We start from the raw sequence: 15490 nt of genomic DNA, 5'->3' as shown, positions 1-15490 counted from the left end.
TCAGGCCCTTCCGGTCGCGGTGCGTATGGCTTCGCGGATCGCCACCTCGTCGAAGCGGTCCCAACGGGCGGCGACATGCTGGTCCGGCCGCAGCAGGTAGACGGCCGCCTTTGCCTCACCGAGATAGCGTTCATGAAGGGCCTTGTTGCCGGCGGCCTTGAGCGCCAGCCGTTCGGCCACGATGCCATCTTCTTTCAGACGCTCCGGCGCATGCGCATCGATGGTGAGAAGCTGGAAGCCGCCGCCGAGCTTCTCGATCAGGAAACCGCCATCGAGCGGCGCATCGGGGCAGGGGCTGCCGGGCCGGGTCCGGGCCGGTCCACCGGCCAGTGCGTCGGAGCCGTTCAGCGCCGAGCCGTCATAGATGCAGGGGACGGAGAGACGTCCCGAGTTCACCAGCGGACGGGCGAAGGGGTAATGCTCGCTGAGGTCGAGGACCGCGTTGCGGAACAGCTTGCTGACCGCAGACTTCGGCGTGATGAAGTCGGTCGAACGGGTGGAGTTCAGGACGTTCTCGTCGGCGCCGTGACGGCGCTCGGCATCATAGCTGTCCAGCAGGCTGTCGGGCGCCTTGCCGTCGATCACCAGCGCCAGCTTCCAGGCCAGGTTCTCGGCATCCTGCAGGCCGGAATTCGCCCCGCGCGCGCCAAAGGGCGAAACCTGGTGCGCCGAATCGCCGGCAAACAGGACCCGACCGTGGCGGAACTTCTCCATGCGGCGGCACTGGAAGGTGTAGATCGAGGTCCAGACCAGTTCGTAGTCGATCTCCGGACCCAGCATCTGGTCGACGCGGGCGCGGACGTTCTCTTCCTTCAGCTCTTCCTTGCGATCCACGTTCCAGCCGATCTGGAAATCCAGCCGCCAGACATCGTCGGGCTGCTTGTGCAGCAGGGCCGACGCGCCGGACTTGAACGGCGGGTCGAACCAGAACCAGCGCTCGGTGGGGAACGGGGCGGTCATCTTCACGTCGGCGATCAGGAAGCTGTCCTCGAAGACGCGGCCCTCGAAGCCCAGACCCAGGATGCCGCGCACCGGCGAGCCGGCGCCGTCGCAGGCGATCAGCCAGTCGGCCAGCACGGTGTAGGACCCCTCCGGCGTCTCGACCGTGACCTCGACATGATCGTCCCGGACTTCGACCGCCTTGACCCGGTTCCGCCCGCGCACCTCGACCGGGACGCCATCCGCCTGTGCCTGGCGGAAGCGCTCCATCATGTACTTCTCGAAATAGGGCTGCTGCAGGTTGATGAAGGCGGGGTACTTGTGGCCCTGCTCGGGCTGCAGGTTGAACTCGAAGACCTTGCGTTCCTGATAGAAGACCTTGCCCGTGTTCCAGACCACGCCCTTGTCCATGAGGGCCTCGCCGCAGCCGAGCCGGTCGGCGATCTCGAGACTGCGTTTGGCGAAACAGATGGCGCGGGAGCCCATGCCGACGCCCTCGTGATCGTCCAGCACCAGCACCTCGACCCCCTTCAGGCCCAGGTCCAGCGCGGTAGCAATGCCGATGGGCCCGCCGCCGACGATGACGACGGAATGCCTGACCGGCACAGCGCTGTCCTGATCGGCGGAGCGGGCGTAGGGATAGGTCTTGAACGCCAGCGTGTAGCGGTCGTGGAACATGGCCGGTTCTCCCCGATGCGGTCAGTCGCTCAGCTGTTCCCACATCTCCTTGTCGCGCTCGGCGGTCCAGATACGCGGCGTGTCGATGCCCTGACATTCGTCATAGGCGCGGGCGACATTGAACGGCAGGCAGTGCTCGTAGATCGCGTAATTCGCAAACTTGGGATCGCAGGCTTCGCGGACGGCCTCGTAGGCCTCCTTCAGGCTGCCGCCCCGGAAAGCGACCTGCCGGACCGGCTCGAATGTCGAGCGGAGGAAATCGGCAGTGGAATCCAGCGCATCGTTGACCTTGGCATTGCCGATCAGCGCGTTGCCGCGGCCCGGCACGATGGCCGTGGCCCCGAAGGCCCGGACGGCTTCCAGCGTGCCCGGCCAGTCGTTGAAATGCCCGTCGCCGCAATAGCAGGCCGAGTGATACTCGACGATGTCACCGGTGAAGAGGACGTTCCGGTCGGGCACGTGGACGACGATGTCGCCGGCTGTATGGGCGCGGCCGACCTGGTAGAGATCGACCCGGCGCTTGCCGAGGAAGACGGACATCTTGCCGTTGAATGTCGTGGTCGGCCAGGTCAGGCCGGGGATCTCCTCATGGCCCTCGAACAGGCGCGGCATGCGGAAGAATTCGCTGTCCCAGTCCTCCTTGCCGCGTTCCGCCACCATGGAACGCGCCTTGTCGGACATGATGATCTCGTTGGCGCCGTAGGCCGAGGCGCCCAGCACCCGGACGGCGTGATAGTGGGTCAGCACCAGATGCGTGATCGGCTTGTCGGTGACTTCCCGGACCTTCTCGATCACCTTCCGCGCCAGACGCGGCGTCGCCTGCGCCTCGATCACCATCACGCTGTCGTCGCCGATGATGACGCCCGAGTTCGGATCGCCCTCGGCGGTGAAGGCCCAGAGGCCATCGCCGATCTCGGTGAAGCTGATCTTCTTCTCGGCAGTGTCGTTCTGCGACGCGAATCCCTTGGCCATGTTTCCTCCCGATGAATGGCGGCGGCGGTGTTATTTCTCGCCGGGCGTGCCGTCGAATTTCTTCTCCAGGCTCGACCAGCAGTCAATGTAGTCGTCCTGCAGTGGGGCCTCCTTCGCGGCGAATTCCGTCAGGTGCTGCGGGAAGCGGGTCTCGAACATGAAGCTCATGGTGTTGTCCAGCTTCATGGGTTTCAGATCGGCGTTCGATGCGCCCTCGAAGGCGTCCCGGTCTGGACCGTGCGGCAGCATCATGTTGTGCAGGCTCATGCCGCCGGGCACGAAGCCGTGGGGTTTGGCGTCGTACTGGCCGTAGATGTTGCCCATCAGCTCCGACATGATGTTCTTGTGGTACCAGGGCGGCCGGAACGTGTTCTCGGCCACCATCCAGCGCTCCCGGAACAGCACGAAATCGATGTTGGCCGTACCCGGATGGCCAGACGGCGCTGTCAGTACGGTGAAGATCGACGGATCGGGGTGATCGAACAGGATCGATCCCACCGGGCAGTAGGTCGTCAGGTCGTACTTGTATGGCACGAAGTTGCCGTGCCACGCCACCACGTCCAGCGGGCTCTGGCCGATGTCGCACCTGTGGAACTGGCCGCACCACTTCACGGTGACGGTCGACGACGCCTCCCGGTCCTCGAAGGCGGCGACCGGCGCCTTGAAGTCGCGGGGATTGGCCAGGCAGTTCGCGCCGATGGGACCGCGGCCCGGCAGTTCGAAAGGCTGTCCGTAATTCTCGCAGACGAAACCGCGGCAGGGACCTTCGAGCACCTCGACGCGGTAGAGCAGACCGCGGGGAAGGACGGCGATCTCCTGCGGCGCGACATCGACGATGCCGAGTTCGGTCGTGAAGCGCAGCCGCCCCTCCTGCGGCACCACCAGCATCTCGCTGTCGGCGGAGAAGAAGTAGTCGTCGGTCATCGAGGCGGTGACCAGATAGATGTGTGCGGCCATGCCGGTCTGGGTGTTCACGTCCCCGGCCGTGGTCATCGTCCGCATGCCTGTCAGCCACGTCAGCGCCTCGTCCGCATGCGGGATCGGGTCCCAGCGGTACTGGCCCAGGCTGGTGACCTCCTCGATCACGTTCGGGGCGCTCTTCCAGTGAGGCAGGTCGATGCGGCTGTAGCGGCCCGAATGCTTCACCGACGGACGGATGCGGTAGCACCAGGTGCGCTGGTTCTCGTGCGCGGGCGCGGTGAAGGGGGTGCCGGAAAGCTGCTCGGCATAGAGGCCGTAGTTGCACTTCTGCGGCGAGTTCATGCCGCGGGGCAGGGCGTCGGGCAGGACCTCGGTCTCGAAGCTGTTGCCGAAGCCCGACATGTAGCCGTCCTGACCGGCGCTGCCCGTCGCGGCCTGCTGCATGTCCACGGGGTGAATCTGGCGGTTCATCACGGCCTCCTTCGAATATCGTTGCGTTTGTAACTATCGATTTTGTAACCATCAAGCGGGAGGCGTTGATGGAAAACGACGGCGATTTCGATCTGACGGATTTTCTGCCCTACCTGCTCAATCAGGCGGCGGAAGAGGCGAGTTTGGCGTTCCAGCAGGTCTACCGGGAACGCTATGGCATGCTGCGGACCGAGTGGCGCGTCCTGTTCCATCTCGGGCGCTACGGACCGATGACGGCGGCAGAGATCGGGGCCCGGGCCCGGATCCACAAGACCAAGATATCCCGCGCCGTCGCTGCGCTGGAAAGCCGGCGCTTTCTCACCAGGGCACGGCTTGAAGCCGACCGGCGGCAAGAAGAATTGCGCCTTACGGTGGCGGGGCAACGGGCGTTCGAGGATCTGAGGGGCCTTGCGTCGGCGCACAATGACCGTCTGAGGGCCGGCTTCTCCGAACGGGACTGGCAGGGGCTGACGCGAAGTCTGCGACACCTTGCGCGCATGGATCGGTAACGCGATGTCGTCGGGGGCCGGTCGCGTTGGTCGGGCATGCTCATCTGCAAGGCACGGTTGACGTGGTGGCAGGGCTCAGCGCCGTTTCGGCGTGCAATTCGGTCCCGATTCTGTTATACTCGCGAGTAGCTGAAATGAACTCGTCGGAATGAGTTCGCCGATTCGGGAGGACGAAATGTCTGCAGCAACTGCACAGAAGATCGAGGAACACGAGGTCGTCATCATCGGCGCCGGCGTGTGCGGCATCTACCAGCTGCACCGTATGCTCGACATGGGCGTGGACGCCGTGGTCGTGGAGATGAGCGACGATCTGGGTGGCACCTGGTACAACAACCGCTATCCGGGCTGCCGGTTCGACTCGGAGAGCTACACCTACGGCTACTCCTTCTCGAAGGAGCTTCTGAATGAGTGGCACTGGGTCGAGGCCTATTCGCCGCAGCCGGAGAACCTGAAGTATCTCAACCACGTGGCGGACAAGTTCAACCTGCGTCCGCACATGCAGTTCAACTGCAAGGTCGATCATGCGCGCTTCGAGGAGTCCGAGGATCGCTGGTATCTCGACCTCTCAGATGGCCGGACGATGTCCTGCCGCTTCATGATCATGGGCCTGGGCCTGCTGTCCCAGCCGACCCTGCCGAAGATCAAGGGCCGCGAGGACTACAAGGGCAAGGCCTTCCACACCTACTACTGGCCGCATGAAGGCGTGGACATGAAGGGCAAGAAGGTCGCCATCATCGGCACCGGCGCCACGGCCATCCAGATCATTCCGGAAGTGGCCAAGGAAGCCGACAGCCTGACGGTGTTCCAGCGCCGCGCCAACTGGGCCGCGCCGCTGAACAACTACAAGATCACCGACGAGAAGATGGCGGAAATCCGCAGCCGCTACGACGAGATCTTCGAGGCCTGCGCCAAGTCGCCGGGCGGCTTCGAGCATCACCCGGACCGCCGCGGCTTCTGGGAGGTCGACCGGGATGAACGTCTCGCCATGTGGGAGCAGCTCTACAAGGAGCCGGGCTTCGGCATCTGGCTGAAGAACTTCCGCGAGATCTTCACCCATGAGGACGCCAACGCCGAGATTTCGGAGTTCATCGCCAGCAAGATCCGCGAGCGGGTCAAGGATCCGGTGACCGCCGAGAAGCTGATCCCGAAGGATCACGGCTTCGGCGTCCAGCGCGTGCCGCTGGAGACCTTCTACTACGAAGCCTACAACCGCGACAATGTCGAGCTGATCGACATCTCCGAGACGCCGATCGAGCGGATTACGGAGAACGGTATCAAGACCAGCGAGCGGGATTTCGATTTCGACATCATCGTCTACGCGACGGGCTTCGACGCCATCACCGGCGCCTACGACCACATGGACATCCAGGGCCGCGACGACTTCGTGCTCCGGGAGAAGTGGAGCGACGGTCCGGAAACCTACCTCGGCATGATGGTCCACGGCTTCCCGAACATGCTGATGCCGGCCGGTCCGCAGTCGGGCTCGGCCTCGACCAACTACCCGCGCGGCATCGAGAACGGCGTCAACTGGTGCACCGATCTGCTGAAGGTTGTCTGGGACAAGGGCTACACCCGCGTCGAGGCGACAGCCGAGGCGGAGGAGCGCTGGACCCGTCACGTGGCCGAGATGTATTCGACCATGCTGATGCGGAAGGCGAAGTCCTGGTTCACCGGCTACAACTCGAATGTCGAGGGCCATGAAGCCGGACGCATCCGCTACTTCGTCTACAATGGCGGCACGCCGAAATACATGAAGACGATCAACGAGGTTCGCGACAAGGGCTACGAGGGCGTCGTCCTGAGCTCGCCGGGCTCCTCGGGCATGGTGCCGCCGCATCAGATCGGCGACGCCGCCGACTGATCCGGCAGCAGGCTGAACTGCGCGGGGAAACGCTTTCCCGCCGCCTGTCAGCCGTGCCACAATCCAGAACACTGAAGCGGCGCGGTTCCGCAAGGGACCGCGCCTTTCTTTTTCATGCCGGGCGCAGGGGAGGAGACCACCATGCCTGATACCGTCGGACAGATGTCGCCGGACGACGATCTCAACAATCTCACCATGTCGGAAGAGGCGCGGCCTCTGCTGGACCATGTGAAGCGCTTCATCTCCGAAGTCGTCGATCCGATGTCGGAGGAGTTCCACAAGCTGGGCGAGGGCCGGCCGGACATCTGGCAGTACGCGCCGGGTCAGCTGGAAGTTCTGGAAGAGGCCAAGAACGAGGCGAAGAAGCAGGGTCTGTGGAACTTCTTCCTGCCCGACGCCGAGACCGGCGAAGGCCTGAAGAACCTCGACTACGCCTACATCGCCGCCGAACTCGGCAAGAACTCGCTGGCTTCCCAGACGATGAACTGCTCGGCGCCCGACACCGGCAACATGGAAGTGCTGGAGCGCGTCGGCACGAAGGAGCAGAAAGAAAAGTGGCTGAAGCCGCTGTTGAACGGCGAGATCCGGTCGGCCTATGTCATGACCGAGCCGTACCGCGCCTCTTCGGACGCCAAGAACGTCGCCATGGAGGCGAAGCTGGACGGTGATCACTACGTCCTGAACGGCGAGAAGTACTACGCTTCCGGCGCCGGCGATCCGCGCTGCAAGATCATGATCGTCATGGTCAAGACCAACCCGGATGCGCCGACCCACAGGCAGCAGTCGCAGATCCTTGTGCCGATCGACACGCCCGGCGTCGACGTGCTGGGCCCGATGCACGTCTTCGGCGATCCGGATGCGCCGCACGGCCACATGCACATCCGCTTCACCGATGTCCGCGTGCCGAAGGAGAACATCCTGCTGGGCGAGGGCCGTGGCTTCGAGATCAGCCAGGTCCGTCTCGGCCCGGGCCGCATCCATCACTGCATGCGTTCCATCGGCGCCGCCGAGAAGGCCCTGGACCTGATGATCAACCGCGGCATCAGCCGTGAAGCTTTCGGCAAGCCGATCATCCAGCTGGGCAAGAACATCGAGACCGTGTCCCGTGCCCGCATCGAGATCGAAGCCTGCCGGATGATGGTTCTGAAAGCCGCCAAGGCCATGGACGTTCTCGGCAACAAGGAAGCCCGCGTCTGGGTCTCCATGGTCAAGGCCATGGTGCCCGAGAAGGTCTGCAAGATCATCGACGAGGCGATCCAGATCCACGGCGCGACCGGCGTGTCCCAGTGGACGCCGCTGGCGGAGATGTACCACAAGCAGCGCACGCTGCGCCTGGCCGACGGCCCGGACGAGGTGCATCACTTCGTGGTGGGCCGCTATGAGATCCAGAAGCACGGCGGCATGAGCTGACGCCGGTTTCCACGGTTCCGAACGGAAAGGGGCGGCCCCAGGGCCGCCCCTTTTTCGTTGGCGCTGCCGCCTATTGTTTCGTCTTGTCGGGGTAGAGCTTGTAGAGCTTCTGCACCTTCGGCGCGGCGATGTAGGCGATGTAGGGCTGCATCGGATTCCGCGCCGCGTAGTTCTGGTGATAGTCCTCGCCGTCGAAGAACCGCTCCAGCTTCTCCAGCTTCGTGACGATGCGGTCGTCGAGCACCTTCGCCTTGTCGACCTGCGCGATATAGGCCTCGGCGACCCGCTTCTGCTCGTTGTCGGCATAGAAGATCGAGGAGCGGTATTGCGGGCCGACATCGTTGCCCTGGCGGTTCAGCTGCGTCGGGTCGTGGGCGACCGAGAAGAAGATCTTCAGCAGCATGCCGAAGCTGATCTTCGCCGGGTCGTATTCGACCTTCACCACCTCGGCGTGGCCGGTCCGGCCGGAGCAGACGGCGTGGTAGTTCGCCGTGTCGGACGTGCCGCCGGCATAGCCGCTGACGACCGAGTTCACGCCGTCCAGTTCCAGATAGACCGCCTCGACGCACCAGAAGCAACCGCCGGCCAGCACGGCGACGCCGCTGTCCGCCGCCGCGTCGATATCGGTCTCCGGGTCAGGGAAGCTGCCCGCCACCAGCCCGAAGGCGCCGTCGTCGCGTTTCGATCCGAATAGGGCCATGATTGGCCTCCTTGTCTGACTTGGGCTTCTAGGCCGCGATTTCGGGCAGCGGCAGGCCGGCCATCTCGACCGAATTGGCCGGTTCGCCGACAGTGGCACGCTGTACGTCCCGCTTGTAGGTCAGATCGTCAAATGGCGTGCCGCGGTGCATGGTGCAACGGTTGTCCCACATCACCAGATCGTTGACCCGCCAGCGGTGGCTGTAGACGAACTGCCGCTGCGTGGCGTGCGCGATCAGTTCGTCGATCAGCGCCCGCGCCGCGTCGTCGTCCATGCCGTGGATCTTGAGCGCATGCGAGGCCAGATAGAGGTTCCTGCGCCCGGTTTCCGGGATCGTGCGCACCAGCACCTGCGGCACCGGCGGCATGGCATCGATTTCTTCCTGTGTGAAACGCCGATAGCCCATGCGCATGCGGGAGTAGCGAATGCAGTGCTCGGCGATCAGGCCGTCAAGCGCGGCCTGCCTTTCCGTCGGCAGGGCATCCCAGGCCGCTCGCTCGTCCGCGAACTCGGTCAGGCCGCCGGTCGGCGGGATCGAGCGCGCATAGAGCAGGCTGGCGCGGCCGGGCACATACTTGAACGAACTGTCGGTGTGCCACAGCCGGTTGCCGAGTTGGAACTGACGCAGACGGTTGTCCTCAGACAGGATCTCGTCGCCATGTCCCAGGTTGGAGACATCGGCGAGATCGAGCCGGATCCGCTTCTTCTGGTCCTTGCGGTACTTGCCGATGGACGTCTCCAGCGGTCCGAAATGCGCAGCGAAATCGACATGCTGCTGCTGGGTCAGGTGCTGATCCGGAAAGATCAGCACGGCGTAGGCCCAGAAAGCCGCCTTGATGGCATCGACGGTTTCGGGGTCGAGCGGCCTCGACAGATCGATGCCGTCGACTTCGGCCGCGAACTGCCCGGTCACGGGCCAGAGTTTGAGTTCCATGAGCGTCGCCTCCCGACGCTCATTAGAGCATGGAACGACATGGTCGAGAAAGCCGCGCAAGGGCAGGCGGCGGTTGCGGCTGGCGGGCGTTTCAGGTTGACGGCGCTCACACTTCGAACCGAAAGGCGGCGATGGCGTGACCTCATGGGCGTACGATCAGGTAGCGAGTTACCCGAGCTCGAATGCGCACGATACGCGTAAGGGTGTGAGACCGACGTGACTCTTGGTGGCGACAACCGCATCGGCGGCATCGGACTCGATGCGCGCCTCGAACGGCGTCTGCTCGACGCGATGGCGGCGCTCGCCCGGATCAGCCTCTATTCGACATTGGTCTTTGCGGGCGCGGTGACCCTGACGCTCTCGTTGGAGGGTTCGCCGGTGGCGATCGCCAATCCGGCGGCCGTCTGGATCTGGTGCGGGGCGCTGTACCTCTGGGGACTGGTTTCCTTCACCCTGTCTGTTGTCCACAAGCGCCAGGCGAGGGCTGGCACAGCGCGGCGGGAAACCTGGCGCCTCGTCTTCCCTCTCCATTACGCCGTCAACGCAGCACTCTGGAGCGCGCTCCTGTTCGTCGAGAACTGGGACACCAATCCGGTCGGCGAGGTCTTCGTAGTCCTGCTGATCCTCGGGCTTCTGGCGGTCTATCTGATCGACCTGTCGCCGCATCTGCCGTCGTTTGCGGCGGCCTGCGCGGTACTGTTCGTCGCGTCGGCCGTCGCCCTTGTCTCCTACCAGGGCGACATCATCTGGCTTCTGCGCATCGTCGGGCCGCTGTTCATGATCTACATGTTCATTCAGGGCGTCCGGAACCACCGGCGTTTCGTCGACAGCTTGAGGCGGGAACTCGGCATGGCCGACCTGGCGGCCGATCTCAGAACCGCCAAGGAGCGTGTCGAGCGCGAGAGCCGCGCGAAGTCGGACTTCTTCGCCACCATCAGTCACGAGCTGCGCACGCCGCTCAACGCCATTCTGGGCTTCACCGAGATCATGCGGATGGAGTTGATGGGGCCGCTGGGTCATCCGCGGTACCGCGAGTATCTCGAAGGCGTCGATGACGGTGCCCGGCAGATGCTCCGCCGCGTCGAGGGCCTGCTCGACCTCGCGGATACGGCCGACCCGTCAAGCATGCCGGCCCTGGCCGCGGTCGACTCAGCCGATCTGCTGGCCACCGTTCGCGAACGCCTGGGGCCGCAGGCCCGGGGCGCGAACATGTCGCTGGAGTTCCGCGATCGCATGAACGGGCCGATCCTGGCCGATCCCGAACGGCTGCCGGCAGCCGTGGCCGCGCTCGGAACGGCGGCGCTTGCGGCAATGGACGAGACCGGCGTGCTGGTGATCGGGATGGAGGCCAGCGAGACGGAGGGTCCGCAGATCTATCTTCACGGACTGGACCGCGAACTGCCCCTGGATCAGTTGCAGGGACTTCGGGATCCGTTCGGCAGCGGTCAGGACTGGGTTGCCGACAACGGCTTCGAGGCCGATCTCTCGCTCAGGGCTGCGCATCAGCTGGCGGCGTTGCATGGCGGCCGGATCGATGCCGTCGCTCATGACGGCCACGACGCCATCGCCATCGTCCTTCCGGCGACCTGTCTGGTTTCAACCCAGCCGCCGGGCGAGGCCCAGGCGGCCGAGTAGGGATCAGCCCCGGATCAGCCCGCCCGGACGGGCGCCGGTCAGCTCGTCAGCGGAGATCGTCTCGATACCTGCCTTGAAGGTGTGCCGGTAGCCGCTGGCGCGCTGGATCAGGCGCCGTCCGCCAGCCGGCAGGTCGTAGACCACCTGCGGCAAGGTCACCGCAAGATTGTCGAAGTCGATCACGTTGACGTCGGCCTTCATGCCCGCTTCCAGCGTGCCGCGGTCGGTCATGCCATAGGCCCGGGCGGTGTCGTGCGTCTGCTTCTTGACCAGATAGGGCAGGGGGATGTGCTCGCCCCGCTTGCGGTCGCGGCCCCAGTGGGTGAGCAGCGTGGTCGGTGCCGAGGAATCGCAGATCAGGCCGACATGGGCGCCACCGTCGGCGACGCCGCAGACCGTGTGCTCGTCCATCATCAGTTCGCGCACGACCTCCAGATCGCCATGGAAGTAGTTTTCGAACGGGTAGAGCAGGATCGCCTTGCCGTCCTGATCCATCATCGCGTCGAGCACCGCCTCCCACTTGTCGCGGCCTTCGCGCTTCGCCCGGTTGCCGACGGAGTTCTGTGGCTCGGGCTCGTAGTTGAGCGGATAGGCCAGCGGATGGGCCTTGTCGATGGCCAGCTCCATCCATTTCGTGTGGCCGTTCTGAGGGCGCTCGTCGATCAGCGCGCGGCGCAGTTCGGGCTCGTTCTTCAGCCGCTGATAGCGTTCTGCCGGCGTGAGATCGGCCATCGAACGCCAGACGCGGTGCGTGATGAAGGGATGAATGGAGGTCTCCAGACCCATCAGAATACCGATGGGACGGGTGCCGACCTGGCCGTTGGCGCGGACGCCGGCGGCATTCGCGCGGTGGATGCCGTCGAGGGTCTGCTTCCAGCGGTCGGGCGCATTGTCGACCTGGATCAGCAGGACGGAAAGCGGACGTCCGGCCCGCTCGGCGGCGGCGCGCAGGATGTCGAAATCGCCCTCCTCGAAATCCGAGTTCACCTGCAGGACACCCTTGCCGGCGCGGCGCATGGCGTCGGCCATGCCGAACAGTTCGGCCTCACGCGCGGTCAGTGAGGGGGTGTAGCGTCCGTCGGCGGCCTTGTGCTTGATGGTCCGGGAGGTGGAGAAGCCCATGGCGCCCGCGGCGAGGCCTTCCTCCAGCAACTGGCCCATGCGCTTGATCTCGTCCTCGGTCGGCAGGGCCTGATAGTCGGCCCCGCGGTCGCCCATGACGTAGTAGCGCAGCGCGGCGTGCGGCACCTGGGTGCCGATGTCCATGGTGCGCGGGGTCTCGCCGAGCACGTTCATGAAGTCGGGAAAGCTCTCCCAGCGGAAGTCGATGCCTTCGGACAGGACGATCTCCGGGATATCCTCGACGCCTTCCATCAGGTTGATCAGATAGGGCTCGGTGCCCGGCTTGACCGGTGCGAAGCCGACGCCGCAATTGCCGAAGACGGTCGTGGTCACGCCGTGCCAGGCGGACGGCGTCAGATCGCTGTCCCAGGTGGCCTGGCCGTCGTAATGCGTGTGGATATCGACCCAGCCGGGCGTGACCAGCGCGCCATTGGCTTCGACGTCGCGTTTCGCCGGCCCCGCCTTGCCGCCGACTTCGGCGATCCTGCCGTCCGCAATGGCGATGTCCCCGGTGAAGGCGTCCTTGCCGGTACCATCGACAATGGTGCCACCGCGAATGACCAGATCGTGCATGACGTTGCGCTCCCCTGAGGTTCGAGCCTCAGGGATATACGCGACGTCAGCCGTTTCGCAACAGATACTACTGAATGGCGGCCAAGCGGTTCAGCGCGGAGATGATGGCCTTCATCGAGGCCGTGGTGGTGTTCTCGTCGATGCCGACGCCGAAGCGCTGCTCGCCGTGGCGGTTCGCCAGACGGATGAAGCAGACCGCGCGGGTGCGGCTGCCCTTCTCGCTGGCGTGGATCGCCTGCTCCCGGTAGTCGGTCAGGTTCGCCTGTATGCCGAACGTGTCCTTCATGCCCTGGAACAGAGCGCTTATCGGACCGTTGCCCTCGCCCGCGACCTCCACGGCCTGACCGTCCTTCTCGATCACGGCATCGATCGAGACGACGCCTTCCTCGGCGGTCTTGTTGAAGGCGTAGCGGGCGAGACGGAATGGCGTCGTCGTCTCGAGATAGGTTTCCTCGAACGTGTCCCAGATGTCGCCGGCCAGGATTTCCTTGCCGGTCGTGTCGGCTATCTTCTGCACGACCTGGCTGAACTCGACCTGCAGCAGGCGCGGCAGCTCGACGCCGAAGTCGTTCTCCATGACATAGGCCGTGCCGCCCTTGCCCGACTGGCTGTTGACCCGGATGATGCCCTCATAGGCGCGGCCGACATCCTGCGGGTCGATCGGCAGGTAGGGGACCTCCCAGAGCCCGTCATTGGACTGCCGGATGGCGGTCATGCCCTTCTTGATCGCGTCCTGGTGCGAGCCGGAGAAGGCGGTGTAGGCCAGTTCGCCGGCATAGGGGTGGCGCTGGTGCACCGGCAACTGGTTGCAGGCCTCGGCGACCGCGATCGACTCGGTGATGTTCGAGAAGTCGAGATCCGGGTCGACGCCCTGGGTGAACATGTTGAGCGCCAGGGTGACCAGATCGACATTGCCGGTGCGCTCGCCATTGCCGAACAGGGTGCCCTCGATCCGGTCTGCGCCGGCCATCACGCCGAGTTCGGTCGCCGCCACGGCCGTGCCGCGGTCATTGTGCGGATGCAGGCTGAGGACGACCGAGTCCCGGTTCTTCAGGTTGGTGTGCATCCACTCGATCTGGTCGGCGTAGTAGTTCGGCGAGGCCATCTCCACCGTCGCCGGCAGGTTGATGATGATCGGGTTGTCCGGCGTCGGTTCGAACACGTCCATCACCGCATGGCAGATGTCGCGGGCGTAGGGCAGTTCGGTGCCGGTGAAGCTTTCCGGACTGTACTCGATGCGGACATTGCTGCCTTCCAGCGTCGGTATCAGTTCCTTGATGAGCTTCGCCGCATCGACGGCGATCTTCGTGATGCCGTCCATGTCCTGGGCGAAGACAACCCGGCGCTGCACGGTCGAGGTCGAGTTGTAGAAGTGGATGATGACGTTCTTCGCGCCCTTCACCGCCTCGAAGGTGCGGCGGATCAGTTCCTCGCGCGACTGCACCAGCACCTGAATGGTGACGTCATCGGGGATCACGTCGTTCTCGATGATGTGGCGGCAGAAGTCGAAATCCGTATCCGACGCGGCGGGGAATCCGACCTCGATCTCCTTGAAGCCGACGGCGAGCAGATGACGGAAGAAGCGCATCTTGCGGTCGCGGTTCATCGGCTCGATCAGGGCCTGATTGCCGTCGCGCAGATCCACAGAACACCAGATGGGCGCCTTGTCGATGGTTCTGGTCGGCCAGCTCCGGTTCGGCAGGTCGATCTGCGGAAAGGCCTTGTACTTGTGAAGGTTGGGCATGGTGGGCATGGTCATCGTCTCCGGAGACGCGGAATTCTTCATCGGGGCGTCGAGGCTGCCGGGCCTGTGTTTGCGGAATTCGCAGGCGCTCTGCAAGCGTTTCGGGATGTTGGAAAGATATGGCGGCCGGCGTACCGGCCTCGACGCAGTGGGGGCTTTACCCGACTCTACCTGAGAGCCGGGTCGGCTAGGACGAGGCCTAGAAGCTTATGCGCGGTCGCGGTCTGCATCGTGGGCGAAGCTAGAGGGGCGCTCTCTCAACGTCAATCCGAAATCGGGACGGCTTGCCGCTGCCCCGGCTCCCCTATATGACGGCACCCTGGTTATTGTGGCGTTAGCAGAGGGCAGATGGGCGACCCGGGTGGCACAGTGGCGGAAGGCGTCCTGCCCGCGAAGCAGCTGCGCAGCCAGAAACGCCAGCGGGCGATTCTGGATGCGGCGCACCGGCTGCTGGAGGCGCGTGGCTATGACAGCCTCAAGATGGAGGACATCGCCGCCGAAGCCGGAAGTTCTGTCGGCGCCGTTTACCAAAGATTCCGCAACAAGGAAGGTCTGCTCGACGCCATGCTGCAGGAGCAGCTCGACAGCCTCCAGCAGCTGATCGAGACAAGGCTGACGGCGAACATGCTGGAAGATGGCGAGGGCAGAGCCATCCGCACGCTGGTGGAGCTGATCGTCAACTTCATGCGTGACAACCAGAACTTCATGCGTGCGCTGACGTCCCGTCAGCTGGCCGAACCAATCGGCGTCACGCCGCTGCAAAAGACGGCGCGGGCAGCGATTTCGCGGACCTGGGAAGTGCTGCGGCGCGCCCGGCCCTCTCGGGAAAATGACGGCAGTCGCGATCGCTTTCTCTTCGCCATGCAGATGGTGATCGGCACCTGCACCAATGCGGTGCTCAACCGGCCCGGGCCGCTTCTGATCGACGATCCGCGCCTGACAGAAAGCCTTTCGGTCGCGGTTGAGACGTTGCTGGCGCAGGATACGCTGCGGTTGTAGGGACAGCCGTCGCGGCGCCGGT

The 15490-nt window shown here is 64.5% G+C and carries 12 protein-coding genes; 5 read left to right on the top strand and 7 right to left on the bottom strand.

What is annotated here, in order from left to right; all coding sequences use genetic code 11:
- Genes ACMVY4_RS16405 through hmgA form a run of 3 tightly spaced genes read right to left on the bottom strand, consistent with a single transcriptional unit; the run spans position 1 to position 3981 of the window.
- Positions 1–1617, bottom strand: a complete 1617-nt coding sequence (locus ACMVY4_RS16405; RefSeq protein ID WP_416897068.1) for an FAD-dependent oxidoreductase — start codon at positions 1615–1617, stop codon at positions 1–3.
- A 21-nt stretch (positions 1618–1638) separates the two neighbouring features.
- Complete coding sequence (locus tag ACMVY4_RS16400; protein WP_416897067.1) at positions 1639–2589, bottom strand: MBL fold metallo-hydrolase; 951 nt, start codon at positions 2587–2589, stop codon at positions 1639–1641.
- A gap of 30 nt (positions 2590–2619) precedes the next feature.
- Positions 2620–3981 (bottom strand): homogentisate 1,2-dioxygenase, encoded by a 1362-nt coding sequence (hmgA, locus tag ACMVY4_RS16395; RefSeq protein ID WP_416897066.1) that lies wholly within the window; start codon positions 3979–3981, stop codon positions 2620–2622.
- A 68-nt stretch (positions 3982–4049) separates the two neighbouring features.
- Between hmgA and ACMVY4_RS16390 the strand changes: the two genes are divergently transcribed.
- From ACMVY4_RS16390 to ACMVY4_RS16380, 3 genes are all read left to right on the top strand, one after another.
- Positions 4050–4490: a MarR family winged helix-turn-helix transcriptional regulator gene (locus ACMVY4_RS16390; protein ID WP_416897065.1), complete on the top strand. Its 441-nt coding sequence runs from the start codon at positions 4050–4052 to the stop codon at positions 4488–4490.
- Positions 4491–4665: 175 nt separating this feature from the next.
- A complete protein-coding gene (locus tag ACMVY4_RS16385) occupies positions 4666–6351 on the top strand; it encodes a flavin-containing monooxygenase (protein WP_416897064.1) in 1686 nt (561 codons plus the stop codon).
- Between the two features lie 141 nt (positions 6352–6492).
- Positions 6493–7761 (top strand): acyl-CoA dehydrogenase family protein, encoded by a 1269-nt coding sequence (locus ACMVY4_RS16380; protein WP_416897063.1) that lies wholly within the window; start codon positions 6493–6495, stop codon positions 7759–7761.
- 70 nt (positions 7762–7831) lie between these two features.
- Here ACMVY4_RS16380 and msrA read toward each other — a convergent pair whose 3' ends face one another.
- Entirely contained in the window at positions 7832–8461 is a 630-nt protein-coding gene (msrA, locus tag ACMVY4_RS16375) for a peptide-methionine (S)-S-oxide reductase MsrA (RefSeq protein WP_416897062.1), read from the bottom strand.
- A 28-nt stretch (positions 8462–8489) separates the two neighbouring features.
- Positions 8490–9395 (bottom strand): TauD/TfdA dioxygenase family protein, encoded by a 906-nt coding sequence (locus ACMVY4_RS16370; RefSeq protein ID WP_416897061.1) that lies wholly within the window; start codon positions 9393–9395, stop codon positions 8490–8492.
- A 216-nt stretch (positions 9396–9611) separates the two neighbouring features.
- On the opposite strand from ACMVY4_RS16370, the gene ACMVY4_RS16365 reads away from it, so the two are divergent.
- On the top strand, positions 9612–11030 hold the full coding sequence (locus ACMVY4_RS16365; RefSeq protein WP_416897060.1) for a sensor histidine kinase: 1419 nt from the start codon (positions 9612–9614) through the stop codon (positions 11028–11030).
- Positions 11031–11033: 3 nt separating this feature from the next.
- Here the strand turns inward: ACMVY4_RS16365 and ACMVY4_RS16360 are convergent, their stop codons facing one another.
- Together ACMVY4_RS16360 and leuA are read right to left on the bottom strand one after the other, a co-directional pair.
- The gene (locus ACMVY4_RS16360; RefSeq protein WP_416897059.1) at positions 11034–12725 is read right to left on the bottom strand and encodes an N-acyl-D-amino-acid deacylase family protein; all 1692 of its coding nucleotides are present in this window, start codon (positions 12723–12725) and stop codon (positions 11034–11036) included.
- A 67-nt stretch (positions 12726–12792) separates the two neighbouring features.
- Entirely contained in the window at positions 12793–14478 is a 1686-nt protein-coding gene (gene leuA / locus ACMVY4_RS16355) for a 2-isopropylmalate synthase (protein ID WP_416897058.1), read from the bottom strand.
- A 339-nt stretch (positions 14479–14817) separates the two neighbouring features.
- Here leuA and ACMVY4_RS16350 point away from each other — a divergent pair, with 339 nt between their 5' ends.
- Positions 14818–15468: a TetR/AcrR family transcriptional regulator gene (locus ACMVY4_RS16350; RefSeq protein ID WP_416897057.1), complete on the top strand. Its 651-nt coding sequence runs from the start codon at positions 14818–14820 to the stop codon at positions 15466–15468.
- Positions 15469–15490 lie beyond the last annotated feature (22 nt).

Source organism: Minwuia sp. (assembly GCF_048007105.1).
In the GTDB taxonomy this organism is placed as follows: Bacteria; Pseudomonadota; Alphaproteobacteria; order Minwuiales; family Minwuiaceae; genus Minwuia.
The sequence above is the reverse complement of the archived record's forward strand: the minus strand, read 5'-3'. Positions and strand labels throughout refer to the sequence as shown.